Source organism: Aureibaculum flavum (genome assembly GCF_016406085.1).
In the GTDB taxonomy this organism is placed as follows: Bacteria; Bacteroidota; Bacteroidia; order Flavobacteriales; family Flavobacteriaceae; genus Aureibaculum; species Aureibaculum flavum.
Window position 1 is genome coordinate 72,371 of the sequence record NZ_JAEHFJ010000004.1, and the last position, 26,474, is coordinate 98,844.

General features: G+C 34.1%; 26 protein-coding genes. 9 read left to right on the forward strand and 17 right to left on the reverse strand.

Going from position 1 to position 26,474, the window contains the following annotated elements; genetic code table 11:
* Positions 1-35: 35 nt before the first annotated feature.
* The 4 genes from JBL43_RS09115 to JBL43_RS09130 form a co-directional block, all read right to left on the reverse strand.
* Positions 36-752: a hypothetical protein gene (locus JBL43_RS09115; RefSeq protein ID WP_198841147.1), complete on the reverse strand. Its 717-nt coding sequence runs from the start codon at positions 750-752 to the stop codon at positions 36-38.
* Positions 753-927: 175 nt separating this feature from the next.
* Positions 928-1,524, reverse strand: coding sequence for a DUF6642 family protein (locus JBL43_RS09120; RefSeq protein ID WP_198841148.1), 597 nt, complete (start codon positions 1,522-1,524; stop codon positions 928-930).
* Between the two features lie 47 nt (positions 1,525-1,571).
* The gene (locus JBL43_RS09125) at positions 1,572-2,102 is read right to left on the reverse strand and encodes a CIA30 family protein (protein ID WP_233098743.1); all 531 of its coding nucleotides are present in this window, start codon (positions 2,100-2,102) and stop codon (positions 1,572-1,574) included.
* An 18-nt stretch (positions 2,103-2,120) separates the two neighbouring features.
* Entirely contained in the window at positions 2,121-2,546 is a 426-nt protein-coding gene (locus tag JBL43_RS09130) for a hypothetical protein (protein WP_198841149.1), read from the reverse strand.
* 167 nt (positions 2,547-2,713) lie between these two features.
* Here JBL43_RS09130 and JBL43_RS09135 point away from each other — a divergent pair, with 167 nt between their 5' ends.
* Complete coding sequence (locus tag JBL43_RS09135; RefSeq protein WP_198841150.1) at positions 2,714-3,076, forward strand: DoxX family protein; 363 nt, start codon at positions 2,714-2,716, stop codon at positions 3,074-3,076.
* A gap of 3 nt (positions 3,077-3,079) precedes the next feature.
* Here JBL43_RS09135 and JBL43_RS09140 read toward each other — a convergent pair whose 3' ends face one another.
* The 8 genes from JBL43_RS09140 to JBL43_RS09175 form a co-directional block, all read right to left on the reverse strand.
* The gene (locus JBL43_RS09140) at positions 3,080-3,433 is read right to left on the reverse strand and encodes a DoxX family protein (protein WP_198841151.1); all 354 of its coding nucleotides are present in this window, start codon (positions 3,431-3,433) and stop codon (positions 3,080-3,082) included.
* 38 nt (positions 3,434-3,471) lie between these two features.
* Positions 3,472-4,959: a cryptochrome/photolyase family protein gene (locus JBL43_RS09145; RefSeq protein ID WP_198841152.1), complete on the reverse strand. Its 1,488-nt coding sequence runs from the start codon at positions 4,957-4,959 to the stop codon at positions 3,472-3,474.
* A complete protein-coding gene (locus JBL43_RS09150) occupies positions 4,956-5,084 on the reverse strand; it encodes a DUF2256 domain-containing protein (RefSeq protein WP_198841153.1) in 129 nt (42 codons plus the stop codon). Before JBL43_RS09150 ends, JBL43_RS09145 begins: the two co-directional genes overlap by 4 nt.
* Positions 5,085-5,102: 18 nt before the next feature.
* The gene (locus tag JBL43_RS09155; protein ID WP_198841154.1) at positions 5,103-6,233 is read right to left on the reverse strand and encodes an FAD-binding domain-containing protein; all 1,131 of its coding nucleotides are present in this window, start codon (positions 6,231-6,233) and stop codon (positions 5,103-5,105) included.
* Positions 6,234-6,521 (reverse strand): TIGR03643 family protein, encoded by a 288-nt coding sequence (locus JBL43_RS09160; protein ID WP_198841155.1) that lies wholly within the window; start codon positions 6,519-6,521, stop codon positions 6,234-6,236.
* Position 6,522: 1 nt separating this feature from the next.
* Entirely contained in the window at positions 6,523-6,930 is a 408-nt protein-coding gene (locus JBL43_RS09165) for a DUF2452 domain-containing protein (protein WP_198841156.1), read from the reverse strand.
* A 202-nt stretch (positions 6,931-7,132) separates the two neighbouring features.
* Entirely contained in the window at positions 7,133-8,377 is a 1,245-nt protein-coding gene (locus JBL43_RS09170; protein WP_198841157.1) for a WG repeat-containing protein, read from the reverse strand.
* A gap of 148 nt (positions 8,378-8,525) precedes the next feature.
* Entirely contained in the window at positions 8,526-9,032 is a 507-nt protein-coding gene (locus tag JBL43_RS09175) for a peroxiredoxin-like family protein (RefSeq protein WP_198841158.1), read from the reverse strand.
* A gap of 203 nt (positions 9,033-9,235) precedes the next feature.
* Here JBL43_RS09175 and JBL43_RS09180 point away from each other — a divergent pair, with 203 nt between their 5' ends.
* A complete protein-coding gene (locus JBL43_RS09180) occupies positions 9,236-9,658 on the forward strand; it encodes a hypothetical protein (protein ID WP_117881067.1) in 423 nt (140 codons plus the stop codon).
* Between the two features lie 58 nt (positions 9,659-9,716).
* Here the strand turns inward: JBL43_RS09180 and JBL43_RS09185 are convergent, their stop codons facing one another.
* The gene (locus tag JBL43_RS09185; RefSeq protein ID WP_198841159.1) at positions 9,717-12,455 is read right to left on the reverse strand and encodes a S9 family peptidase; all 2,739 of its coding nucleotides are present in this window, start codon (positions 12,453-12,455) and stop codon (positions 9,717-9,719) included.
* Positions 12,456-12,496: 41 nt separating this feature from the next.
* Positions 12,497-14,116, reverse strand: a complete 1,620-nt coding sequence (locus JBL43_RS09190) for a M28 family metallopeptidase (protein WP_198841160.1) — start codon at positions 14,114-14,116, stop codon at positions 12,497-12,499.
* Positions 14,117-14,385: 269 nt separating this feature from the next.
* On the opposite strand from JBL43_RS09190, the gene JBL43_RS09195 reads away from it, so the two are divergent.
* Entirely contained in the window at positions 14,386-14,856 is a 471-nt protein-coding gene (locus JBL43_RS09195) for a hypothetical protein (protein WP_198841161.1), read from the forward strand.
* A 109-nt stretch (positions 14,857-14,965) separates the two neighbouring features.
* Here JBL43_RS09195 and JBL43_RS09200 read toward each other — a convergent pair whose 3' ends face one another.
* From JBL43_RS09200 to JBL43_RS09210, 3 genes are all read right to left on the reverse strand, one after another.
* On the reverse strand, positions 14,966-16,189 hold the full coding sequence (locus tag JBL43_RS09200; RefSeq protein WP_198841162.1) for a toxin-antitoxin system YwqK family antitoxin: 1,224 nt from the start codon (positions 16,187-16,189) through the stop codon (positions 14,966-14,968).
* Positions 16,190-16,392: 203 nt separating this feature from the next.
* Positions 16,393-17,400: an LLM class flavin-dependent oxidoreductase gene (locus tag JBL43_RS09205; protein WP_198841163.1), complete on the reverse strand. Its 1,008-nt coding sequence runs from the start codon at positions 17,398-17,400 to the stop codon at positions 16,393-16,395.
* A gap of 220 nt (positions 17,401-17,620) precedes the next feature.
* On the reverse strand, positions 17,621-18,193 hold the full coding sequence (locus tag JBL43_RS09210) for a DUF2911 domain-containing protein (protein ID WP_198841164.1): 573 nt from the start codon (positions 18,191-18,193) through the stop codon (positions 17,621-17,623).
* Between the two features lie 486 nt (positions 18,194-18,679).
* Between JBL43_RS09210 and JBL43_RS09215 the strand changes: the two genes are divergently transcribed.
* The 6 genes from JBL43_RS09215 to JBL43_RS09240 all read left to right on the forward strand — a co-directional run bounded on the left by JBL43_RS09215 (position 18,680) and on the right by JBL43_RS09240 (position 26,448).
* Positions 18,680-19,537: an outer membrane beta-barrel protein gene (locus JBL43_RS09215; protein ID WP_198841165.1), complete on the forward strand. Its 858-nt coding sequence runs from the start codon at positions 18,680-18,682 to the stop codon at positions 19,535-19,537.
* 342 nt (positions 19,538-19,879) lie between these two features.
* Positions 19,880-22,018: a YccS family putative transporter gene (gene yccS / locus JBL43_RS09220; RefSeq protein ID WP_198841166.1), complete on the forward strand. Its 2,139-nt coding sequence runs from the start codon at positions 19,880-19,882 to the stop codon at positions 22,016-22,018.
* Between the two features lie 213 nt (positions 22,019-22,231).
* Positions 22,232-23,200: a sugar phosphate isomerase/epimerase family protein gene (locus JBL43_RS09225; RefSeq protein WP_198841167.1), complete on the forward strand. Its 969-nt coding sequence runs from the start codon at positions 22,232-22,234 to the stop codon at positions 23,198-23,200.
* Positions 23,201-23,274: 74 nt separating this feature from the next.
* Positions 23,275-23,844, forward strand: coding sequence for a Crp/Fnr family transcriptional regulator (locus tag JBL43_RS09230; protein ID WP_138949847.1), 570 nt, complete (start codon positions 23,275-23,277; stop codon positions 23,842-23,844).
* A 100-nt stretch (positions 23,845-23,944) separates the two neighbouring features.
* Entirely contained in the window at positions 23,945-24,685 is a 741-nt protein-coding gene (locus JBL43_RS09235; protein ID WP_198841168.1) for an acyl-CoA desaturase, read from the forward strand.
* Positions 24,686-24,789: 104 nt separating this feature from the next.
* A complete protein-coding gene (locus JBL43_RS09240) occupies positions 24,790-26,448 on the forward strand; it encodes an FAD-dependent oxidoreductase (protein WP_198841169.1) in 1,659 nt (552 codons plus the stop codon).
* Positions 26,449-26,474 lie beyond the last annotated feature (26 nt).

Sequence of the window (26,474 nt, forward strand, 5' to 3'; positions counted from 1 at the left end):
TCAAATAGACCAATAACTCTTCCCTTACCTATTTTTTAAATTGCTAGCGTAGCATCCGTTTTAGCATTAAACACTCCATCAACTTTATTTACTTCAAGTCTTCCTCCTAAACCACCATCCTGAGCTTTAGCTAACATTTTAGCAGGTTTAGAGATTCGAATAAAACTAACTCCTTCACCTCTAAAACGAATTCCTCCATTTTTATTGAAATTATTCAAAAAATGATCTTCAGTATAATTCTGAACCAAATAATTACCTGCACCATTATCCGTTAAAAAATGCATACCAAATTGTTCGGTTATACTATTATCTGAATTTCTACCAGTTGGGTTATCAAGTCCAACAAGTTTATATTCTCCGCCAAAACCGCTGTCAGACCAAGCAACTAAACCACCACCTTTCTTAACCCATACACTTACTGCCTTAGCTTCTTCTTTAGAAAATATACGTTGATTAGAGGCTAAAATTAAAACATCAACTGTTTTTAAAGTTTTTGAATTCAATATTAATTCCTGATCATAAATTTCCTTTACATCTAAATTAACTTCTTCTAATGCTTCTAAAAATTGACTCATACCTAGAATATCGGTATCATTCAATCTCATTTGATGAAAAGGTTCCTGTTCTCCTGAAGGAATTTTTCCATCTGCTGAAACATCTCCATAGACATACAATACAGATTGGGCATTTAAACAGAATGGAAAACAAACTATAATAAATAAATTAATAATTTTTTTATAAAAGGGACTCATTTTTTACGAATTTTAATCAAATTTACTAATAAAAATTATAGGAAGTTTCTTTTTAATGCTTCAATACTATTATAAGTTGAAGTTCAGAAAAGCATATATGCATATTAGTAATTGATACTTTTGAGAAAAAAATGTTGATAAAAACGGTAGGTCCTTTTTACAACCAAAATTACACTTAATAATACAATCTAAAATCGAGCATTTTACAGAGATTATAATGCTTTTGATGTAATTCTTCTACCACTTCAAACATATCATCTTCTTCATTAAATAGAGTAAAGAAGGCTTTGTCTAACAATAAACTTGGTATGGTGTTAAGGTCAACGCCATAACCAGAAATTGCCCGTGCTCCGGTAACCGCCAAGAAATATTGAGCCTCTTCATCGTCTAAATCCAACACTTTTGCATTTGAAAAATGTAAAATTTTACCGGCTAACTTTCCTTCAAAAATTTCTGCGATCTCTTGTAAACTATAGAAATAGTCATTTAAACAAATATTATTTTCTTCGCCTTTTAGCACAAAGTAAATAATTTCATAATTTTTGAAATTATGGTCATCGTATACCAAGGCATTTAAACTTTCTTCGAGACCTTCAATAGTATCACAGGTTTTATAAATACTATTTACGCCATGCTGCAATGCCAATTGTTCTAGATGCAATAGCACTTCGGTAGCCTTGGTGGTTTCTATATCTGCAACCCCTTCTAAACAGAAAATAAATTGATCTGAATCCTCAAAGTTTTGTTGTGGTAATTCTTGTTTTACTAACAAATTTCATTTTTTTTATTAGGTATCGTTTACAAATTTACGAACATATTTTACTTTAAAATAATGGAATCAATTTCTAGTGTAAATGCTTCTGCTTTTTTATTTCCAATTAAAAAGGCTATTTCTTCTATACTTTCTTTATCATAATTTGAAGCTTGGAGCTTACGACCTCTAAATGCGGGATATAGTTCCGACAAAGTGATTTCGATGGTTTCCCAATCTGTTGTGGTTGTAAACGTTGTGATATACGAGTAATATTCAGAAGCCTTACTTTTTACTCTGAATTGATAGGTTTTTCCATCCCCTTTTACTTTTAATATAATTTTGGAATGCGTTTTTGTACTTATGTTGTCAAATTGATACCGCAAAGAGGAAAATCCTCCATTATTTTCTAAGGAAACACGACCTTTAAAAACGCCATGTCCTGCTTCATTTACCTGAAATGATCCTGAGGACCGACCGCCCATCACTACATCATCTACAATTTTCCAATTGCTGGTGTCGCTTTTTTTACTAAAGTCAAAAATGGTTGTTGTTTGCATGGTCGTTAGAAATAAGGTAATTAATAGTATATTTTTCATAATTGTTTCTAATTAATATTATCCATCATAATAGTCCAAGTCCAAAAATTCAATTTTTGAATCCATCATCTTATTGATAAACTTTTTATTGGCCAGATAGTTCTTGTCTTTATTAAATTTTATAAAATGCCCATTGGCATGAATGGTGAATGTTTTTGTGCGATACACCACCAAACGGTAATAAGGAATAATCCAAGAATAGCGGTCTAGCCGATTTGTAAAATGTATGATAATGCCTTTAGGTCTTAATTCGATATTGGCAAAGTTATCATCTATGGTTTGTGCATTTATGGGCTGTAGTTTTGTGCTCAATTCTTTAATGATCAATCTGCTGGAACCAACGCCGCCTCGCTTTATCTTTTCCAATAGAGAAAAAGCGTTGCCCAGAACTTCTATGCTCTTTGTGGTGTAGGCTTTGTTTTTATGACTTGTGTTAAATAACATTTGTATACTTTTTGTTTCTTATTTTAATACTTTAATAAGCATTAGTTTTATTTTGTTTAACTTTTTTACAAATATAATAAACAAAATTTGTATTTTTGTAACAGAAACTTTATTTATGATTTTTTTAATACAAAGTTTTTATTAAACAAACACTTCAAATATAGTATATGAATTATTTAATTATTGCATTTCAGGTTATTGTAGGGATCAGTATTTTAAACGTTTGGCTTTTACAAGCCAAGAAACCAACGAAATGGCGTGGTGGAAATGCTACCACCATTATAGAAGAATTTGAGGCCTATGGATTGTCTGCTACTCTTTGTTATACTATAGGTTTTATAAAAGTAACCCTTGCCATTTTGCTAATCGCTGGTATATGGTATCCTATGTTCACGCAACCCGCAGCGTTAGGCTTGGCAGCTCTTCTATCTGGTTCTATACTTATGCACATTAAAATAAAGGACCCTTTGCTTAAATCTTTTCCGGCGGCATTATTTTTGGTAATGTGCTTGTTTATTGCGTTTGTTTGATGGTTACAGTAAAGTAAGTTTACTGTAATATGCTACACAGATGTATAAGTTAAGTGCTGCAAATATTAAGGATGGTGACGATTCTAAAATACTATCCTTTATTTTTATTCGTACAGCAAACCCCAAAAGCATTAGAAGTGTCAATCCTGCGGAAGCAATAAAAACCAAATCAGGCAAACAGAAGTAACCCACCACCAAACCAATAGCACCAATTAATTGCAGGTATCCTGTGAGGAGTCTTATGGTCTTGTTCATGCCAAATCGAATAAATTCAGCCGCTATTTTCGGAGAATATAAACAATTAATGCCGTAGAAAAAGAAAGCACTACTCGATAATATGATGGCTATAAGCAACATTTATGGTATCATTTTTTATTTTACGCTATGGTTAGCTATTATAGTTTTAGCGTTTGCAAATAGGTTTCTCCATTCGCTACATGCAGTTGTTGTTTCTCCTCTGGCATTTTATCAAACATACGCACCAACATTCCTAATCTTGGGTTTGATAAAAAGAAGTCGCGATGTGTATGCATAAATCGCCAAAAAAGACCGTCCCAGGTCGATTGCCACTCCCCTTTTTTATAGTTGCTCATTTTCATAATATAGTTACTGCCACTTATATACGGTTTGGTAGCCATTAAGCCGCCATCGGCAAATTGACTCATTCCGTAAATGTTAGGAACCATAACCCAATCATAAGCATCAATAAACAGTTCCATAAACCATTTGTACACTTCATCAGGATCAAATTCGCAGAGCATCATAAAATTACCCAACACCATTAAGCGTTCTATATGATGGCAATACCCTGTTTTCAATACTTTCTTGATAGTACGGTCAATAGGCACTATACCCGTAGTTCCGTTATAAAATGAAGCAGGAATTTTCTTTTTAAATTTCCAGAAATTAGTGGTGCGTTCTTCACTTCCTCTAGCTTCGTAAACCCCTCTTATAAATTCTCGCCATCCTATAATTTGACGCACAAAACCTTCGGTAGAATTAATGGGGATGTCGTTTTCTGCTGCATAAACCAAACAGGCCTCAATAATTTCTTGAGGGGTTATTAATCCCACATTTAGCATCGGTGTTAATACGCTATGGTTGAGTATGGAATTTTCAGCAACAATGGCATCTTCATAAGCTCCAAATTCCATAAAACGCTGCTCAAAAAATTGATGCAGCCACACTTTTGTCGTTTCAAAGCTTGTTGGATAGAGCGAATGCTCCGTAAGACTGCCTAAATGATTGGAAAAATGGGTTGAAACATACGTTGTTGCTTCTTTGTAATAGGCATCAACATCAGGGAATTGAATAGCTGGAGGAGTTTTTTTAGCGGGATATTTCTTTCTGTTTTCACTGTCAAAGGTCCATTTACCACCGACGGGACTCCCATCAGCATCTATCAAAATCTTTCTGTTTTTACGTTGTTCTGTGTAAAATGTGCTTTGATGGTATTTCTTCTTCCCCTTTTTAAAAAAAGCAGCTAGTTCTTCTTTGGAATTTAAAAATAAAAGCGATTTATATTGTGTCGCGGTGATGCCGCTTTCACGTAAGCCTTTATCTAATCTTTTTTGAAGCCAATTATCTGTCGGGTCTATATAGTTGATATGGGTTATACCCTTCCGTTTTAATTCGGGAATTAACACGCTAATATCTGAAATGGCTTCTGTAGCTTCTATATAAATTACTTCCCTGTTGTGGTCTTTCTGAAGAAAATCGGCATAGCGTTTCATTGAGGCTCTATGAAAGGCTATTTTCTGCTTATGGAAAGGATATTGCTTAAAGAACAAGTATTCTTCTACTAAATATATAGGAGCATCGGTCTCCAACAGTGGCGACTTTTCAACTAATTGATGTGGAAATATTATATGTATTTGTTTCATTTATTTGATCTACAACGTTTACTACAATACTTAACTTCTGTCCAATTCTTTTCCCATTTTTTACGCCATGTAAATGGCCGTTTACATACCAAACATATTTTTTCAGGCAAGTATTGTTTCTTCATGGGCTCGCATCGTATTTTTTATTTTTTATTTTCAAAAGGAAGCTGTTTTTTACATTTTTTCCAAAAGGCAAAGAAGGACGGATAATAGCCTTGTACGTCAAACATCCAATCTCTAGCTTCTTCAATACCGCTATAATGTGCGTTTAGTGGATGTTCTTTGTAATAGATTTCTCCTGATGGATGATTTGTTATGAGGTCATTAAACTCACCTATATAGATTTGAATGTTTGTTATGTTTTCTTTTGCGATAGTAATGATAAATTCAATGGTCTTTTGAGCTACCGGATAGTCCTTAAAATGTGAGGGCTCTAAGAGTAGAATTCTATTTACGGAATGCTCGGTTTTCCATAGTGGATCGATATTGTAAAAATTATAAATACACGTTGGCAATGCTTCGTTAATGGTAATGGCTTTTGGTTCTGGTAATGGTGTTTTTAGTTCTAAAGTTGGCGTATTTTCTAAAATTTCAGGAATTTGCATACTGGCAAACGCTTCATAGGGCACATCTAAAAAAGTACCTTTTTGTTCAGTAAAACAGTATTTGTTAATGTTGTCTTGATTGGCATAATACTTTTTATTGCTATTGGCACCTGCAACCCACTGCCAACTTAACGCATTGCTTGCCCAATCTGCATCTAATAAATGGTAATACATCCATTGGGCGGGTTCTTTCCAATGACTTTGTCCGATATTACAGGCTATAGCAGCAATATACATTCTTACATGGTTGTGGATATACCCCGTTTTATAAAAATTTCGAATACCTTGGTCAACAGCTTCAATTCCTGTTTGGGCATTTATAATGGCCGCAGCCATAGACGTATTCGCAACGGGATTTTGTTGGTGTTTTAAATCTTGATTGATTCCCTCTTTTTTGGCTATCCAAACGTGCTGCCAATACTCTCGCCACGCCAATTCTTGAATAAATTTTTCAATTTGATTCGGTTCATAACCACGATTTAGGGTTTCCGAAAGTATCTTTTTTGTAGAAATGATTCCTCTAGAAATATAAGGCGATAAATAGCTAACCGAACCATTGGTATAGTTACGCGTTGCACCATACGCAACAGGATCGATAGTACGAACACGCTGCAAAATGTCTGCATATGTTGTTGGGAATACAATATCTTGATGTGCTACTGGTTCCATTTAACGTTTACTTATTTTGTTGCCAGATATGGCTCTTTGGCGGGTACATTTAAAACGTGTAATTTCTGAACTCCGTTTTTTTAAATGTTTTTGGCTCACACCACTATTTACACGTTTACGCCAGCGTTTAAAACTAGAGGCTTTAAGTGTGCTACGCATTACTTTGATAACCTCTTTTTCTGGTAAGCCAAATTGAAACAAAATGGCTTCAAAAGGGGTGCGATCTTCCCATGCCATTTCAATGATACGGTCTAGCTTCCGTTCTGTAAATTGTGTTATATCTACCATATTAATACTCTAGTTTTTCCCAAATTTGGTCTGCATTCAGATAAAAACTACCCTGCCAATCAAAGTTACATTCTGTTGGAGCAATAATAGAGAGAAATGATTCTCCGTTTTCTCTTTTGTATAAATGGTATATTTCACCATTGATGGGCTCAAAATTGAATGTTGCCTGAAAAATAAGCCTGTTGTACTCAAACTCTTCCAGCATTTTATCATATTCCGCTTTCAACTCTAAAAATTTTGCAGCTACTTTGTGGTTTATTTTGTTAATGCTCCTGTTTTTCCAAGTAACAGTATCCGTGGTGGTAATCACGGGTGCACCCACATTAGTGGCATAGGGTTTTAAGGACGCATCATATTTTTGAGTGTCAGTATTAAAAACTACGTTATCGGGTTTTTTATCTTTTTTCATTGTATTTCAATGTGTATGATCATACATTTAACTACAAATATACAAAATGTTTAACAAATAGTAATATAAGTTAAACAATATATGAAATGCGTTTGTAATTAAGATCAATTTAGAATACCATCGAAAACGTGTATTAAAAGTACTGTAATAGATAAAACCAAAAGAAAATAATTTTTAAAATAGATCTAACGTAACATGGAATTTAATTTTGAAAGAATTCCGCACCATTTTCACCTACAAAAAATACTTCTCCATTAGTATCGACAACCTTAACCAGTTTAAAACGGTCTACAGTTTCCTGAATAAGATCAATTTTAGAATATTTGGTCTCTGTGATTTTTTTAATTTGATAACCGCTATTTAAGAAAACACCATAATTATTATTTGCCTTTACTATATAAAAAGGTTGCTCAGCATTTTTATATATGGCATCGTATTCAAAAGGAATGACTACATTATTTTTCAACTTTACATAATTGCCAGTACTTTTACTCATCACTAATCCCCACTTGTTATCTTTTTTTACGATATACAAATGTCGGTACGGTTGTACCTTTAGCGTTCGTAAGTAAATGGATGCTACATCAATGTCTGAATATTTATTTTCTAGTAGTGTTTCGCCTTTTAGGTTGATAGCACCCCATTTATTTTTGCGTTTAACGACAAAGCAATCTATCTCCCATTGTTTAGGATTTATAGAGTCGTATTTTGCCTCAATAGTATCGGTAACAATTCCTACATAACGCGATCCTCTCGTTCTTTTCGCTGTAATAATCAACCCTTTTAATTTTTTTTTATGAATGGTTTCGAACTTGGGGTAGTCATTTTTTCTAGCCACAGAAAAAGGAAAATCAATATCAAATTCGTTATTTTCATCATCCATTTTTCTTTTTTCTAAAAGTTCGCCGCTACGGTCATAGATATAAATATCACTATTTTTTTGACATATAAAACGACGTTGATAATCTTGATATTCAATTTTTTCGTAAGATATTTCAAGGAATGGATTTTGTATCGAATTAGCCACATTGTATACGCCATAGAGGTCCTTTTTTTTAACTAGAAAAAAACCAGTATTGATGTATTCTATTTGCTGAAAATCTGTATCGAGTAGATTATTTCCATTCTTATCTATTATTCCGTATTTGGTATCCTTTTCTACGATATACAGGGAATCTGCAATGAGCATCGCATTACTTAATGCTATGGGAACTATATTTTTCCCATTTTTATTTATGAATCCGAATACTTTGTTTTTGAACACTTTGGAAAGGTTGTTTCTATCGAAAAAGTGAACGGTATCGTACTGAGCTTCAATTATAATTTTTCTGTTCACATCTGAAAAACCCCAAGAACCCTTATTTTTGAAGGGAATTAAAGGTTCTTCAACCTGACTGTAGGTACATTGGAAGAAAATGAGTACTGCAAGTGATACTATTGATTTCATAGTTAATTTTTTACTTTATTTAACGGTTGAAGCTACCTAAATTTGACCTGATACACTTTTTAAAAAAAACATAGGAATCAAACCTATATCAAAGGTACTAATTACCTCAATAATTTGGGGTACATGTTAATTATTAAAGTCAAGAAAACTATGCTTCTCCTCTAGCGGGATAATCTGCTTTTAAGATATAGTCGATACCACCTAGCACATCGTTAAAACTAGGTCTACCAAATGGCATAGATTGTAAAGATTCCCAATATACGGTTTGTTCAGGTGTGATTAAGAACAACCCTGGTTCGGTAAAATGTTTAGGTTCTTCTTTGATACCTTCTGATATAAATAAGCCCCATTCTCTAGCTTCTTCAATAGGCAACCCATAACCTAACGGAATATCTGAAATATCCCAGTCTTTATAGGTGGCTTTGGCAACGTCTTCGGTATCTGAACTAATGGCTATCACAGAGACACCACGTTGGGTAAACTTATCTAATTTTTTCTGTAATTCTTCTAACTGCGATTTGCAAACAGGGCAATGTTTACCTCTATAAAACAATACCATAGTAAAGTTTTCAGGTGATTGCTCACTCAATTTCCACGTGGTATCATTTACTAATTTAATTGTTAATTCGGGTGCTTTATCTCTCGGTTTTATCATGTTTTTGTTTTTATTTGTTGTTCAAAGACAACTTAGACGTTAAAATGAACTATAGTTAACGCATATGCCTAAATTATTGCTTCAAATAAAGTAGCATCAATATTAAAATCTTAGAATTTAAGATTTTAATAAAATACAAGATAAATAATCTATAATTTAGAATTAAACTTAACTTTGTTATTAGCAATTAAAATGTAATAATTATGAAAACTAAAATCTTACTTGTATTCGCACTGTTTATGTTTATGCAATCCTGTAAAAATGAACCTAAAGAAAAAGAAGAAACCCGTATGGATCGTGTAATGGCGGTACATGATGAATTAATGCCCAGAATGGGAGAAATTGGAAAACTGACCACTGCTTTAGAGGCAAAGATTGATACTACTGCAACCGGAGAAAAATACAAATTAGCCAAAGATAGCCTTGTAAATGCGTATGATTATATGATGGATTGGATGAAAGGATTTGGCGATAAATTTGATTCAGAAGAGGTGTTAGAAGGTAAAGCACTTAATTCTAAAAAAGAAGCTTTATTGATTGAAGAAGAAAAAAAGGTACATATCATGAAAGATATGATGCTAGGTAGCATTGCCAATGCAGAAGCCTTGTTGGCAAAAGAAAACTAGAATTTCAATACGATTTGAAGGGGAAATGGTACCACTACTACTACTACTACTACTACTACTACTCCCCTTTTTTCAATACTTCTGGGCCTACCCTTTTTTTATCGGCATGTTTGATACCTTCTTTTATCCATAGTGGTGCTTCGCTATCTTTTAAATAATAGTCGAAATACTGCTTCATCCGGATTTGAAAATCCTTTTGATTCTCCTCTTTAGCCAAATGATGTGGTTCATTTGGATACGACAATAATATCACCTCTTTACCCAATCTTCTTGCTGCGGAATAAAACTCTAAACCTTGGTTCCAATCTACCGCACCATCACTTGTACCATGTAAGATTAAAAATGGTGTGTTGATGTTTTTTGCATGATGTACTGGCGATTGACTTTGATAGAGTTCTAAGTTTTCATAAGGACTTACGCCCATCCTACCCTGAGACCATTCTAAAATGGGACCATTTAAACTTCCTGATCGCTTGTAAGCGATATTGTACATGCTCACCAAATTAGTTAACGGAGCACCAGTTACTACGGTTGCAAACATATCGGTTTGCGTAACAATAAAGGAAGATTCATAACCGCCCCAGCTGTGTCCTTGCAAGCCAATATGGTCTGGATCTGCATAGCCCAATTTAATCACTTCTTTTGCGGCACTGGTAACATCATCTAAGGCTGATGAACCTGGTAAACCTTCATCAAAAACGATATCTGGCATTAAAACCAAATAGCCATTGCTCGCATAGGTAGACATGTGTGGTCTGTCGTCATAGGTTGGCATTGAATATTGATGATGTCGGTTAGACATTTTCTCGTAGAAATACACAATCATAGGATATTTTTTAGACGCATCATAGTCCGCCGGTAACGCCAACGTAGCTTGTAGTTCATTTCCGCGTTCGTCCGTATAGTCAACCAATACTCTTTTGCTCCATTTAAAATCGGCTTGTTGCGGATTGGCATTCGTAATTTTTTTAGGTCTTTTAAAGGCTAAGTTTGATGTCCAATAATCTGGAAAATCAACAAAGGTTTGCTGGGTAAAGATGATGTTGTCTGTATCTTTTGCCTTGATTATGCGTCCCGTCATTTTGTCTTCATAACGCAATACTTTTGGTTTTTTACCTACCGTAAGTTCATAATACCCTGATTTTTTAGTGCGGTCGCCAAATGCATAGAGCAATAAGGGTTTAGAAAGATCAAAGGTTTCTTCTTCAGGGTCTAATTGCAGTAATCGAAAGCGGATTTTGCCTTCAGTGCCTAACCCTTGTGTTAGGTTTGATGCAGCTTCTGAATTCAATGAGATGCTCCATATATCAAACTTGTGATTTAAGAGTAAGGTTTCTCCATTTTTTGACCATCCTGCGATGCCATAGGTAGGTTTTTCAACGGGTATGTCGTAATCTTCATTAGCAAAATTGATTCCTGTGCGTTCCGTTAAATTAGATAATGTCCCTTTAGCAAAATGATAGCCCATTACGGCACCGTCTTTAGAAAATAATGCCCATTCGCCATTGGGAGACATTCCCATATTTCGCAACACCCTTTTGGCGATTAACTTTTTAGCTCCTGTTTTGGTATTGATGCTGTATAAATCGGTGTAGCCTCTGACAATATTCACATCTTTACGGTATAAGGTATCGACGCTACCCACTGCCCAATCTGATTTTTTACTGACATTTACATTGGGCATTTCTTCATTTTCTAAGGGTATAAATTTCTTGTTTTCTAAATTTAGTACCGCAGTATATGTTGCCTTTTCATCTCGCTTGGCTTGTACCGCTTGTCGAGATTGGATGCGTTCATCTTTATAGTGCCAAACATCTACATCTGCCTTCAATAAATCGTCCTTCTTAATAACGTCTTTTTGGGCTTTTACACCGAATGTAATTTGTGTTCCAGCTTCATTCCAAGTAAGGTTGCCATAGTTGCTAATAGTCAGTTGTTTAGGGAAATTTGAATCTCCTTCTGGGGAATAGATATTTGGGGTAATAGTAGTGGTTATTCCTGAGGATAACTTAGAAGTATAAAACAGCTTGTTTTCACGTTCTACTAGCGTGTCTATTTTTGTCCCAAATAGGGCTGCCAATCGGTCTCCTTTTTTATTCCATGTCATTTGAGCATAGGTAAATTTACCGGTATGCAATGGATAGGTACGTAAGGTATTTAGGTCGATAAGGAAGAGTCCGTTTCCATCATCTTCATTAGCATCAACCACATAAGAAAAGAGGGTACCTTCTTTGCTAAAGGCGTAGCTGGCTACATTTCCAATATTCAGTGTAATGTCTTTGTTTAAATCTTTTAGCAACACATCACTTCCTTTATGATCTGCCTTTTTATCCATCGGATTTTTTTGAATTGCGATAAATTCAGATGTTTTTGAAAAATGATATCCTTTTACATTCTTTACCTCAGAAACTTCGTTGTTTTCTAGATTTAGGATTTGCAAGTCGCTAAGCACAGGCTTTTTAGCCTTTTTAAGCTTATCGGCTTCTTTTTTTGCAGGATCTACTAAGTAGGCTACCCATTTACTATTCGGAGCAAACGTAATATTTTTTCCATTAATAGCGGTTCGCAAGGTATCGCCTTCTGTTTTTTTAATGTGTAAGGTGGCATCACCTTCATTGGGTACATAACTAAAAGTTACCCAGTTCCCATTGGGTGATATAGCGGTATTGGTAATTTTATTCCATTGGGCATAGTCGTCTAAAGTTAATGGTTTTTGCGTTTGACCAAAACTGACGAGGCTACACATGAGTAGGCCAAGAAATAAGGAATAGGTGCGTTGATGGTTTAGGGTTCTCATAACGAAAGGGTTAGGTTGATTGTATTCAAATTTACTATTTTTTATTTTCTTGCCGCTTTAAACTCACTACCAGCATACCATTTTGGGAAATGAGTCTCATTTCCTAATTTTAAGCCTACGTTATAAAATAGCTGTAAGTCCAATTGAATACCACTCAATTCAAAGGTGTTGGCATCGTAATTATCTGATACTTGATGGTATTTAAATTTTCCATAATTATCATTGAACGCTTTCACTTCTGCAATGCTATGATTAAATCCTTCATAAGTACCGGCGGCATACAAGGCAGGAATACCGATTTTAGCAAAATTAAAATGGTCTGATCTGAAGAAACCGCCCATTTCTGGCGTTGGATCTGGGATGATGTACCTGTTTTGTTCTTTGGCTGCTGTTTTTGCGTATTCATCCATTTCGGACTGACCAAATCCAGTAATGGTTAAATCTTTCATTTTTCCTAGACTAGCAATTGCATCCATGTTTATATTGGCTACCGTTTTTTCTGGAACGAATATGGGGTGTGCGGAATAATAAGCAGAACCCAATAAGCCTTGTTCTTCTCCAGTTAATGCAATAAAAACCATAGAACGTTTTGTGGGTCCACTTTTCTTAAACGCTTCTGCAATGGCTAATAATCCTGCAGTTCCTGAAGCATTATCTACCGCTCCATTGTAAATAGAGTCTCCATCTACCGCTTTGCCTATGCCTAGATGGTCCCAATGTCCAGAATAGATAATAAATTCATCTTTTTGATCTGTACCCGGTATCATGGCAAGGACATTTTTAGAAACGTCTTTTTTGATGCTATTCTGAATCCCCACTGAAACGTTTACGTCTAGTGGAATCGGATGAAAACCTTTGTTGTGTGCAATGGTTTTATAATCTTGCCCTTTCATGGTAGATATATCAAACATTTTTTGAGCACTTTCGCCACTAATCCATGTTTCAACATCTACCAGTGGAGCATCACTTTCTATGACCAGTTTGGCACCACTCCAACTCGACTCAATTACGTTCCAACCATATGAAGCAGGTTCCGTTTCATGAATAATAATTACGCCAGCGGCACCTTGTCGTGCTGCTTCTTCATATTTATACGTCCAACGACCATAATACGTCATGGTATTTCCTTTAAATAAGGTGGAATCTCCTGATTTAAATCCCGGATCGTTAATTAACACCACAGCCGTTTTTCCTTTCCAGTCAATACCTTCATAATCATTCCAACCATATTCAGGAGCAACAATGCCGTATCCCGCAAATACCAATTCTGAGTTTTGAAGGCTCACTTCGGGAATGGTCTTATTGGTAGTGGCTACAAAATCTTTTAAATAGGTTAAATCAAAACTTTCATTACCATTCGTAAAAATCATACTTTCAGTAGGTTTACCTATTATCTCTACCATAGGAACCTCTTGAAAATAGCTATCGCCGTTTCCTGGTAAAAGGCCTAATTTTTCAAATTCATCTTTTAAATAGTTTACGGTTTTTACTTCGCCTTCGGTAAATGGTTTTCTTCCTAAAAAGTCATCTGATGCCAAGCGTTCAATATGTGTAGCAATGGTGGTTTGATCTACTTCAACACGATTTGTATTTGATTCTTTGTCGTTTTTACAGTTGCTAAAAAGCACTGCCAGTACTAGAATTTTTAAATAATTTTTCATTGTTGTTAGTTTGGTTAGATGTTGGTTTTAGAAAATAAAGATAAGATTTATTATTTACCCCTCTATTTTTGCAGATTATTCAATAGCTGCAAAGGGTTTCTTTATTTATTCTTCCGCTGATGGTGTGTCTTCTTTATTAGAAGCATCATTTTTATAGTTACGCCAGATATAGAAAAGCCGTATACCCAACCTCGCAAATACTATTTGTTATAAAATTTCCAAATTCTTTAAGTACTTCTGTTTTGTTTATCTTTAGAGAAAATAATAACATGAAAATGATTCTTTCTATCTTCTTTAGTATATCTATTTTTTTATGTGCTTGTACTTCTAAAGAGGAACCCATAAATAACGAAAATGATGAATTGGCAGCTATTGTTAGTGTGGTTTCGTCAGGTACCGAGAGTGCTTTTAGTTTTAGTGTGGGTATTTCTAGTCCGGATACTGGTTGTAACCAATATGCTGATTGGTGGGAAGTTATTGCAGAAGATGGTACGCTTTTATACCGCAGAATTTTAGACCATAGTCATGTAAATGAGCAGCCTTTTGTGAGATCTGGAGGAACCATAAACATAACCAGTACTCAAAATGTAATTATCAGGGCTCATATGAATACTTCCGGTTACGGAGTACTCGCATTTACAGGCTCTGTTGATGCGGGATTTAAAGCAATTACACTGGATGAGGATTTTTTGCAAAATTTGGCTAATGAAGCTCCTTTGCCAACAGGTTGTGCTTTTTAGGTAACACTATTTACAGTATCAATTCAAAAAATAAAAGCGATTAGATAAACGCTCTACCTCCTATTTCGAATTGTAAAATACCCGCTTTATTAATTTGAAAAATTATTAATTACAATTTGGTAGTCTCCCTATATGCACCTGTTTTTAAATCATATAAAATTAGGGTTCCAGATCCGTTTTTTAAGCTACCACTATTTATTCTTTTTCCTTTTTTATTGTAGCATTCAAGGACGTTATAGGGCATTTCATTTTTAAAACTTACTTTTCTGTGGAGTTGACCATTCGTAAAAAAAATGTGGGCTAGAAGCATTTTTCCATCTGAATATTCAACTTCCGTTTCTATTTTTCCATCCTCATTATAATTGCTTATAATTCCATGATACACATTGTTTTTATAGATGCCTTTTTCTTTTACATTCCCATTTTCGTAATAGGAAGTAAAAGGCCCTTCTAAACTACCATTTATTGAAATAGATTCATAGGTCAGTTTTTCCATGTATCTTTTATTGATGCACGTTACAAGTGTATCATTACTATAATCACATTTATATAGTTTTCTTCCTTTTTTATCATAGGTTGTCCATATACCACCAATTTCACCTTCTATATAAGTGCCTTCCTTTTTCAATGTACCATCATCAAAAAAATCTTTAAAAGCTCCATGTTTTCGATATTTCCTTAAGCCTGATCTATTTGTTCTATAGTTAATGATAGTCGTTCTATATTCATATGCACCATAATCATGCGTATCATCATTGGCATAACTTCTTTCTTCGCAATCTTTATAAGCTGCACTATAGGTGCATTTTTCAATTAAATCGCCCTTGATGTTAAAATCTCTAGTAATGCCAGTACTTATTTTACCATTTATATACTCCAGTTTTTCAATCCATTTACCATTTTCATTATACCTGATATATTCTTTTTCTAATTTAGCATTCTCATTATAATATCCATTTTCACGTAATTGCTTATTTTTATGATACCTTTTAAATGGACCAAACCATCGTCCATTTACACAATTTATTTCAGACAAAACAGCACCGTTTTTATAATACCAATATTGGAGACCTTCTTTTTTACCATCAATTCTATGATCTATAGATTGAATCATTTTGGTACCATAATAGTAGACTTTATCTTCTTGATATTCTCTTTTATTGTGTTTGTACGTTTTCATTTCCCGCCAAAGAGACCCGTCTAAATTGTAAATTTTTATGATTTTAATTTTTCCATATACAGGATCTTTAATAACGGTCTTCTTGCTTTTTTGGGCATAACTATTGGAAATAAAACATAGATTAACTAAAGTAAGAATAATCAATTTATACATTTATGGAGTTTTTTTGTTATTGTACTAAAATTTCAAATTCCGGTACCTGTTATTTAAGAATCAAATATACGTGCATACTTTAGGTATACCTACAACGCATTTTTATTCGCTTATTGTTAACCTATATTTGATATGGTTTTATAGAAATAAAAATTCGCAAAGTAGACTATTATCTTTAGGGGTGTTAACTTCATTCTTGTTATTTATAAGTTTAACTCCTTCATAATTTCTGCAAATAATTCGTACGATTTAATTCTATCATGAGCATCATAAATATTAGTAACCGCTATAAGTTCATCTGCTTCGGTTTGCTCCATAAACGCTTTAACCTGAGCTTTAACAGTGGCTTTACTCCCAATAAAAGAATACTTTAACATTTGATGCACTTGTGGATGTTTCATTATTTCCTTTAAATCATCCGTCATTGCTGATGGAGGTTTAACATAGTCACGATTACCAGTAAATATACCTACAATCAGTCGTATTAATGAGGTTGATAAGCGTTTGGCTTTTTCGTCAGTATCGGCAACGATAATATTAACACCCGCCATAACATATGGTTTTTGTAAGACTTCTGAAGGCTGAAACTCATTACGGTAAATTTTTAGAGCAGCGTCTAAATGTGTAGTCGCAAAATGACTAGCAAAAGCATAAGACAATCCTTTTTTTGCAGCCAAATGAGCACTGTCTGTACTAGACCCTAAAATATAGATAGGCACATCAACACCTTCCGCAACGGTGGCACGTACTTTAGAAGTGGCATTGGCAGTTGAAAAATATCTCTGAATTTTTTCCAATTCATTGGGGAAAGATTGTGCAGCTTGCATAAAATCTGTTCGAATGGCTTCTGCGGTTTCTCGGTCAGTCCCAGGAGCTCTACCCAAACCTAAATCAATTCGATTGGGATATAAAGACGCTAAGGTTCCAAATTGCTCGGCTATAATTAAAGGCGAGTGGTTGGGTAACATAATACCACCCGAACCGATGCGAAGTGTTTGGGTTCCTTGGGCAACATAACCAATTAAAATAGAGGTAGCACTACTGCCAATAGTTGATGCATTGTGATGTTCTGCTAACCAATAACGCGTGTAACCAGCGATTTCAGCATGTTGAGCCAATTTTAAGCTGTTATTGAATGTCTGTGTAAGCGTTTGACCTTCAGAAACTAAGGCGAGGTCTAAGATGGAGTATTTGGTGTTTTTTGTTTTCATAATTAAAGTGTTTCCCGTTGTAATGTTGTGGGCTGAAAGTAGTCGTATTGTAATGAGTAACCTTACGCATTAGACGTATACAAAGATAATCACTTTCATTTATTTTCGATGATCTTAGCGGGGCTATTTGTATAGAAATGCGTTCCTTATTGAGCACAAAAAAACCATCTCTTTTTTGAGATGGTTTCTTCGTATTAATTTATTAAATATTGTTTAGCTACTATAAATGAGCTAATGCTTCCTCATTATTTATGGTTAATGGTATTTTTATTCTAGTAGTATCCCATCCCAACACCATTTGTGTGTTTTCTTTCTTTGTTTTAAATGCTATTGAAAATGATTCTAGCATTTCCGCTTTCGCTACAGGCACTGAAATTCTTGCAACATCAAAGGTAGGATTGTATTGAAATGAACCTAATACATCTAAATCACTACTCAAAATTACTTCCCATTCATCTTCACCTGGTATGGTATACATAACATACGTTCCAGAAGGTACATTTACACCACCGAAAACTACATCTTTATAAAACTTAACTTCAGTAGCTTCATTGGCACCTGTTCTCCAAATTTTATTATAAGGCACTTGATTGCCAAATACTTCTTGTTTATTTTTTGAGGGTCGGCCATAAATCACTTTTATGATAGGCTTGGTTACTCTATTGGTTCTTAAATAAGAAATGTCATGCGGTGCTTTGTCAATAGGATCAAATGATTGAGCATTGATAAATTCATAGTTAAAAAGAACGATAACTAATAGTAAAGCGAGTTTTTTAAGATTTCTTGTATTCATATTATTTGAGATTATATGATGTTGATGCTTTGTTTATAGAGTAATTAATAAAACAAAGTAATAATTTACGGTTTGTTGTAATTATAACAGCTAATGAAATAAAACTCCTACCCTCCTATGCATTTATTTTGGAAAGTTATGTTCAGGTATAAAATTTAAATTGCATTTTTAACTTTATTTTTTTTAATTATCATAGGTGATAATAATTATGGAATATGCAGGTTTATCAGGTGTTTTGAACTTCATTTTAAAACAATGTGAAAAGTAGGATTTCGATAACGAATTAGTATGCTGTATATTAAACGGTATCTAGGAATTACTTTTAAATTTTAACGTTTTTTTTAACATAAAACAACGAAAAATAGAGCTCGTAAATCTGTTTTAAAAATCATAAAAAAAGTACCTTTGTAGTCTCTTTGAATTTGTGGTAAATAAGCCACTCATTTCAATCATTTAAAAAGAAATAATCATATAAATTAAATAATCATGAAACATATAAGTATAGTGTTTATGGCCCTTTTAATAAGTACAATGTCTTATGCTCAATTACAGGTTTCTGTTAGTTCTGGCTATGCTACTGGTAGTGCAACCATGAAGCTTGGTGAAACCATTAATGTATCTGAATCGGAAAGTTCTTATGGAAGTTATGGTGAAGGTGTAAATTTTCAAATCAGAGGAACTTATTTCTTTAATAAATCATTTGGTATTGATGTAGGTTTAGGATATTTGCAAGGTACTGATCAAACCGTATCTAAAGTGAGTCTACCGAGTAACGAGGTTGAGGCTGTTGGTAGAGCACGTGCTTTTGGTGGTTCTGCTTCTGTAGTGTATCGATTTACCAATAATATTTACGGTCGTTTTGGTGCTTTAATAAAAGTAGCTGGAAAAACAGAAGCTGTGGTGTCTAATAAATCTGTTTTTTCGGAAGAACAAGCTAATGCTTTTGGGGTGCCATTTGGATCTTATTCTCAGACCAATTATGTTGAAGATTTTCATGGGCAATTCCCTTTGGGTTTTGTGGGTGCTCTAGGTTATAAATATCAATTAACTAATAATTTGAGTGTTTTTGCGGAAGCAGAATATTACGGAATTAGTTTAAAACGTAAAGATTCTGAAATTCAAGAATTTAACACAGATGTTGTTTTGGCAGATGGAACCATAGCTGTAAGTGGTTTATATTCTTTAGACAACTTACCTGATGGATATAACAGAGAAACAACATATGTTGATAATCTTTCCAATACGAATACAGATACCTCTAAGAAACTAGCAGAAAAAGTACCGTATTCTTCCTTCGGTATTAATTTTGGAATAACCTATCATTTTAATAAATTGGCTAAATAGTAAAAAAGCTATTCAATCTCGAAGCCTGTATGTATTGGGATGGTATTAGAAATAGTCAACGCTAAAGAAGTACTTAAAACCTGTTAAAACATCTTTTTTGACAGGTTTTTTCTTTGGAGGTTGGGTCAAACGAAGCACTTCACTCCTACTAGCTTTTATTTAATATTTCTAAATTACTGTATGGTAATTCAAGCCTCTGGTTATTCGCCAAAAGAAAACCTTTATTGCTATTTATTTCATCATTATTTTGAGGAAATGAAAAATAGCAATTACTGTTCGTTATTAAGCTCTATTGTTTAATTTTGCAGTCCATTAGAATTTTTTACGCCTATATATTTTAAAATGAAGGATCTTACTTCTTATTTAAAAAAACAATCTTGGTTTACTTCATTTAGAACGTCTTTTTTAAGCAATCCAAATCGATTACCATCAGTTAAAGGAACTTTTGTTATAGGAGTTCTTGTGATTTTAATGGTGAGTCTTAATTTGCCTTTTTATGCGGTATCCTTAGGTTTAGGAGCACTTGCAGGTGCTCTTTCTGAAACGGATGATCATCCGAAAGGACGCTTAAAGTCAATGGCCCTAAAAGTGGTCAGTTTTGCAATCTCAAGTTTCTCAGTAGAATTGTTACAACCGTATCCTATTCTATTGGGTGTGGGACTCGCATTATCTACCATTGTTTTTATTTTAATTGGAGGTGTTAGTGAGCGTTTTAGAGGCGTTACTTTTGGTGCTTTGTTGATTGGAATTTATACGATGATTGGGACTCAAATTAGTCCAAATTGGTACATACAACCTATTTTACTAACATCTGGAGCTTTTATTTATGGAATGTTCTCTTACCTGCTACTTCGTTTAAAGCCCTATAGTTTATTAGAAGAACAATTGGCCAGAGGTTTTTCTGCTTTGTCCTTGTATTTAAATGAGAAATCAAAACTTTTTCCAAGTGATAAAGCTGCGGAAAAAGAAATTAGAGCAAAATTGGCACTTTTAAATGTGCAAACCGTTGAAGCGTTAGATAGATGTAAAGAGGTATTAAATAGTTACGGAGAATCACTTACCGATCAGAAACCTTTACAGCCTTATTTGTATTATTTTATGATGTTGCAAAGTTTGCATGAACGAGCAGCCTCAAGTCATGAACGTTATGACCTATTGAGTGCCAACCCCTCAAATACTGTTTTAATTGGTGGCATTCGTCAATTATTACATGAGCTCTCTATTGCTACCCAAAGTTTTGCAACTAGTTTACTTACAGGTGTGCCTTATGTGCATCCAGTCGCTTTAGATTGGTTGATCAATGCTGTTCAAAATTCACTTAAAAATAACGAGCAAAATATTAGCCTTCCTTTAAAGTTATTGATTCGAAATTTGACCCAGTCTCATGAAACTTTAAAAAATATTCATAAAAATTATGATACCTTGTTATTTCCTAAGTTGGAAAAGAATACACTTTCTTATTATGAAAGATTTAAACTACAACTTAATATAAATCACCCTAAAATGCACTATGCGTTAAGGTTAAGTCTTTCTTTTTTAATAGGATATTCCATTTATAAGTATTTTAATATTGAGAAAGGAGAATGGATTGTGTTGACTGTGTTATTTGTGCTACAGCCCAGTTACAGTGAGACAAGAAAACGACTCTTCCAACGAATTTTAGGGACGTTAGCAGGAGTAATAATTGGCATATTGGTCATAAAATTATTTTCTTTTTCAGGACAAATTGTTTTAATGCTGAGTTCCGCCTATTTGTTTTTCTTTTGGATGAAACGAAAGTATTCCATCAGTATCATTTTTATTACCATTTTTGTGTTGTGTGCCTTTAATATCATATCGAATAAAGGGGTTGACGTGATGGCTCCTCGATTAATAGACACGTTGATAGGTGCTTTTATTTCATTTTTAGTGGTACGTTTTTTATGGCCTGATTGGCAATACAAAAAATTACCCAAACTATTAAGTGAAGCCATTCTTAAAAACACTGCCTATTTAAAAGCTATTTTAAACGAATATAAAAAACCAGTTGCTGACGATCTAAACTATAGAATTGCAAGAAGAGAAGCACATAGGGCTGATAATGCTCTGGTTATGGCATGGCAAAACATGCAATTAGATCCTCAGAAACATCAAAAACTAAAAAAGACAGCATTTAGATTAACCTACTTAAATCACGCGTTACTTTCGTACTTGTCCGCACTTGGTGCCCATAGGAGTCAAGATAAACAACCGTTACCCATAGCTACGTTTGAAGGGGCAATTTTAAAAGCCCTAGATGAAGCTTTTGAATGGTTAACTGTTGAAGATAATAGCAAAATAAATACAATTGAACTTCGCTTGGAAGAAATTCGTGTGCAATTACTCTCCAAAAAGGAAGCCGCAATTCGCATCGAATATAGCTTGTTGTATAATATAACTGAAGTAACCATTCAAATTTTGGAACAAGCAAAGTTATTTAAGCAGACAAAACAAGATAGTTAGGGATTTCTAATGCTTCCAATGGGTTATCAAGGTTTCTTGTCATTGAAGCCTTCCCTCCCATTAATTCTTTGTATGATTACGAGTCATCCTATTTTAAACTGTCTTTAATTTAGAATTTATATAAATTGCTCAAAATCAATGTTAAAGTTGAAAATCCCATCAAAAATTTTTAACTTCATACCATATAAAATCACAAACTAATTACACCACAAAATGAGTACAGATTCAACTAATTATTCTAGAAGGGAATTTGCCAAACTTTCAGTACTGGGGCTAGCAAGTATTCCATTATTGTCGTTTCAAAATGGATTAGAAAAAATAGATTTGTCAATAGCAACACCACTTAATGTGCATTTGTTTTCAAAACACTTACAATTTCTAAATTATAACGATATGTCTGCCGCTGCTGTAGAAATGGGATTTGATGGAGTTGATTTAACAGTACGCCCTAAAGGACATGTGTTGCCAGAAAATGTAAAAGAAGATTTACCCAAAGCTGTGGAGGCCATGAAAAAACACGGACTACAACCTAAATTGATGTCCACTAATGTTTGGGATGCGAACAACACCATGCAAAAAACAGTGTTGGAAACGGCGAGTACCGTAGGTTTTACAAATTACCGAACCAATTGGCTAAAGTATCCAGAAGATATCTCTATCAAAGAAAGTCAAGCCTTATATGGACGACAAGCTAAAGAATTGGAAATACTCAATGAAAAATTAGGACTTATTGGAGGTTATCAAAATAATTCAGGAATGAATGTAGGTGCACCTATTTGGGATCTCCTACCTATTTTAGAAGCCACTAATGGTAAGTTTATGGGAAGCCAATACGATATTAGGCATGCTGTTGTTGAAGGAGGTGAATGTTGGGAGCTTGGATTGCGTCGGATAAAACCGTTCATTAATTCTATTGTAATTAAAGATGTAAAGTGGGGAGTTGTAGAAGGAAAATGGCAACCCATAAATGTGCCTCTAGGCGAAGGTATGGTTAATTTTAAACGCTACTTTTCTTTACTTAAAAAATATGAAATCAATGTGCCTGTTTCATTACATGTTGAGTATGATTTAGGTGGTGCAGAACAAGGACTTGATAAAATTACGATGCCCCAAAAAGAGGTTTTTAGAAGAATAAAAAAAGACTTGGTGTACTTACAAGAAGCTTGGGAAAAGGCGGAATAGTAAGTTGAAAAAATAAGATAAATAACTACAGAGAAAACTTATATTTGTAAGCTAAATAACTATCATTAAAAGTTTTGGAACAAATAAAAGCTCACTTAGATCAAATTGCTACCCTCTCTAAATTTGATTGGGAGTTTTTTATGTCTAAGTTACATCGGCGGGTTATTCCAAAAAAAACAGTGTTTTTAAAACTCAATGAAATAGAAAATCATATCTCTTTCATTGAATCTGGTGTGGTACGCTTATATATTCCAAAAGAAAATCCAGAAAAAGAAATTACTTTTGGCTTTAGTTTTGAAAATCAGTTTATAAGTGCTTATGATTCATTTTTGACTCAGAAACCTTCGGCTTATGAACTTCAGGCACTTACAGAAACTACACTTGTGAGTATTAGTTATAACGATTTACAAGACGTTTATAAAACCACACAAATAGGAAATCTGATTGGCAGATTGACGGCTGAACGTCTCTTTTTAATAAAATCTAAACGCGAACAGAACTTATTGAATTTATCGGCAGAAGAACGTTATATGAAATTGTTTAAGGATCGTCCAGAACTCTTAAAGGAAGTGCCTTTAAAATATGTCAGCTCTTATATTGGGGTTACAGCACAGGCCTTGAGTCGAATTAGAAAGCGTTTGTAAGATCAATTATTGTCTTTTTTGAGCTTTTCATGACATGTGATTTATTGATTTGGGTTCATTGTTTAGCTGAGATTATCAAATTATCTTTGAAAAAAAAGTTATGACGATAATTATCTTCATTTTAGTGCTCTGGTATGGAAGTCTGTTTTTTCAGTCTTTCTTTTTACATCGCTATGCCGCTCATCAAGTTTTTACCATGTCTAAAACCATGGAACGTATAACATTTATATTAACTTGGATTTTTCAAGGTTCTAGTTATTTAAGTGCTTATGGTTATGGAATCATGCATCGTATTCATCATGCGTATACAGACACTGAAAAGGATCCGCACTCGCCGTCTTATGATGCCAATTTATTTGCGATGATGTGGAAAACAAAAACCATTTATCAAGATATTAATAAAGAACTTATCCCTATCGAAGAGCGTTTTACCAAAAACGTTCCGCAATGGAAAGGGTTTGATAACTTTGCAAGCTCACGCTTTTCCAGAGTGTTGTGGTTGGTACTTTACACCTTATTTTTCGTTTTCTTTACGACGGCATTATGGCAGTGGTTATTATTACCGGTCGCCTTTTTAATGGCACCTATTCATGGCGTTATCATTAATTGGTTTGGTCATATTTATGGCTATGTGAATTTTAAAATGAAAAATACGAGTAAGAATCTCTTTCGTTTTGATTTTTTAATGATGGGTGAAGGCTACCATAATAACCATCATAAATATGCGAGTAGAGCCAATTTTGGTGTTAAATGGTATGAGGTAGATGTAACCTATTTGATTATAAAATTATTGAATTTTGTAGGTATAATTAAGTTGAAGTCAATAAAGATAAAGTCTTAATTGATAGTTTTTTAAATTTAATTACAATTTCTTTTTACGATGTGAATTATGTCCAGTGTAAGCTAAATGATTACTTTGTACTTTGTATTTAGTATCTTTGGTTTATGAAAAAAATAACCCACGTTTCTGTCTTATTCCTAACCTTATTACTAACGTTTCCAAATTCAATAATTAGCCAAAATAAAGATTCTCATTCAACTGCAGATATCATTATTTATGGAGGTACTTCTGCAGCCATTATTGCTGCGGTAGAAGCTAAAATTTCTGGAAAATCTGTTATTGTAGTTTCGCCTGATATCCATTTAGGTGGGTTAACTTCTGGTGGTCTAGGATGGACAGATACGGGCGATAAAAGTGTTATTGGTGGGTTGTCAAGAGATTTTTATCATAGAGTTTATATGCATTACAATACCAAAGAAGCATGGAATTGGCAACCAAAAGAGGCGTATGGTAATAAAGGCCAAGGTACAAGAGCAATGGATGGTCAAAGTCGCACCATGTGGATATTTGAACCACATGTGGCTGAACTTATTTTTGAAGATTTTGTTAAAGAATATGATATTCAAGTGGATAGAGATGAATGGCTTAATCGTGAAAATGGTGTTGAAGTTGAAGATGGAAAAATTATATCAATAACTACCTTGAGCGGTAAAACATATTCTGGAAAGGTATTTTTAGACGCTACATATGAGGGTGATTTAATGGCAACAGCCGGTGTAAGTTATCATGTAGGTAGAGAAGCTGGGAGTGTTTATGATGAAGAATGGAATGGTGTTCAAACAGGTGTTTTACATCATAAACATTGGTTTTTATCTGATATTTCACCTTATGTAGTTGCTGGTGATGTTACAAGTGGTGTATTGCCAAGAATTTCTAAAGTATCTCCTGGAAATAAACACGATGGTGATGATAAAATTCAGGCCTATTGTTTCAGAACATGCATGACAAATCATGAAGCCAACAGAACACCGTTTCCGAAGCCTGAAAATTATGACCCGCTACAATATGAATTATTAGCACGATCATTGGCAACTGGACGCGATGATTTTTTTGAAAAATTTGATGGCATTCCCAATTACAAAACAGATACCAATAACCACGGTCCTTTGAGTAGTGACAATATTGGAATGAATTATGATTATCCAGAAGCCTCGTATGACCGAAGAAAAGAGATCATAAAGGAACATGAAGACTATCAAAAAGGTTTTTATTGGTTTGTAGCCAATGACCCAAGAATACCTAAGGATATTCAAATGGAAATGCAAAAATGGGGTTTAGCAAAAGATGAATTTACAGATAATGGAAATTGGCCACATCAAATATATGTGAGAGAAGCACGGAGAATGATAGGACAATTTATAATGACAGAAAACGAATTGTTAAAAAAACGACCGACTCCAAATCCAGTAGGAATGGGGTCTTATACTATGGATTCTCATAATACGCAACGGTATATAAAAGCCGATGGTTTTGTTCAAAATGAAGGTGATATTGGCGTGAACACTAAAGGACCTTATGCCATTTCATACGGTGCCTTAGTACCAAAAAAGGAGGAATGTACAAATTTACTCGTCCCAGTTTGTGTATCGTCAAGTCATATTGCCTTTGGGTCTATGCGAATGGAACCTGTTTTTATGATTTTAGGTCAATCTTCAGCGGTAGCAGCAGTATTGGCTATTGACAACAATGTAGCCGTACAAGATGTGGACTATGAAATGCTTAAAAATGCCTTAGCGGAAAAAGGACAAGTTTTGAAAAAATAAGTCTTTTCTCGCAATCGTAAAATTTT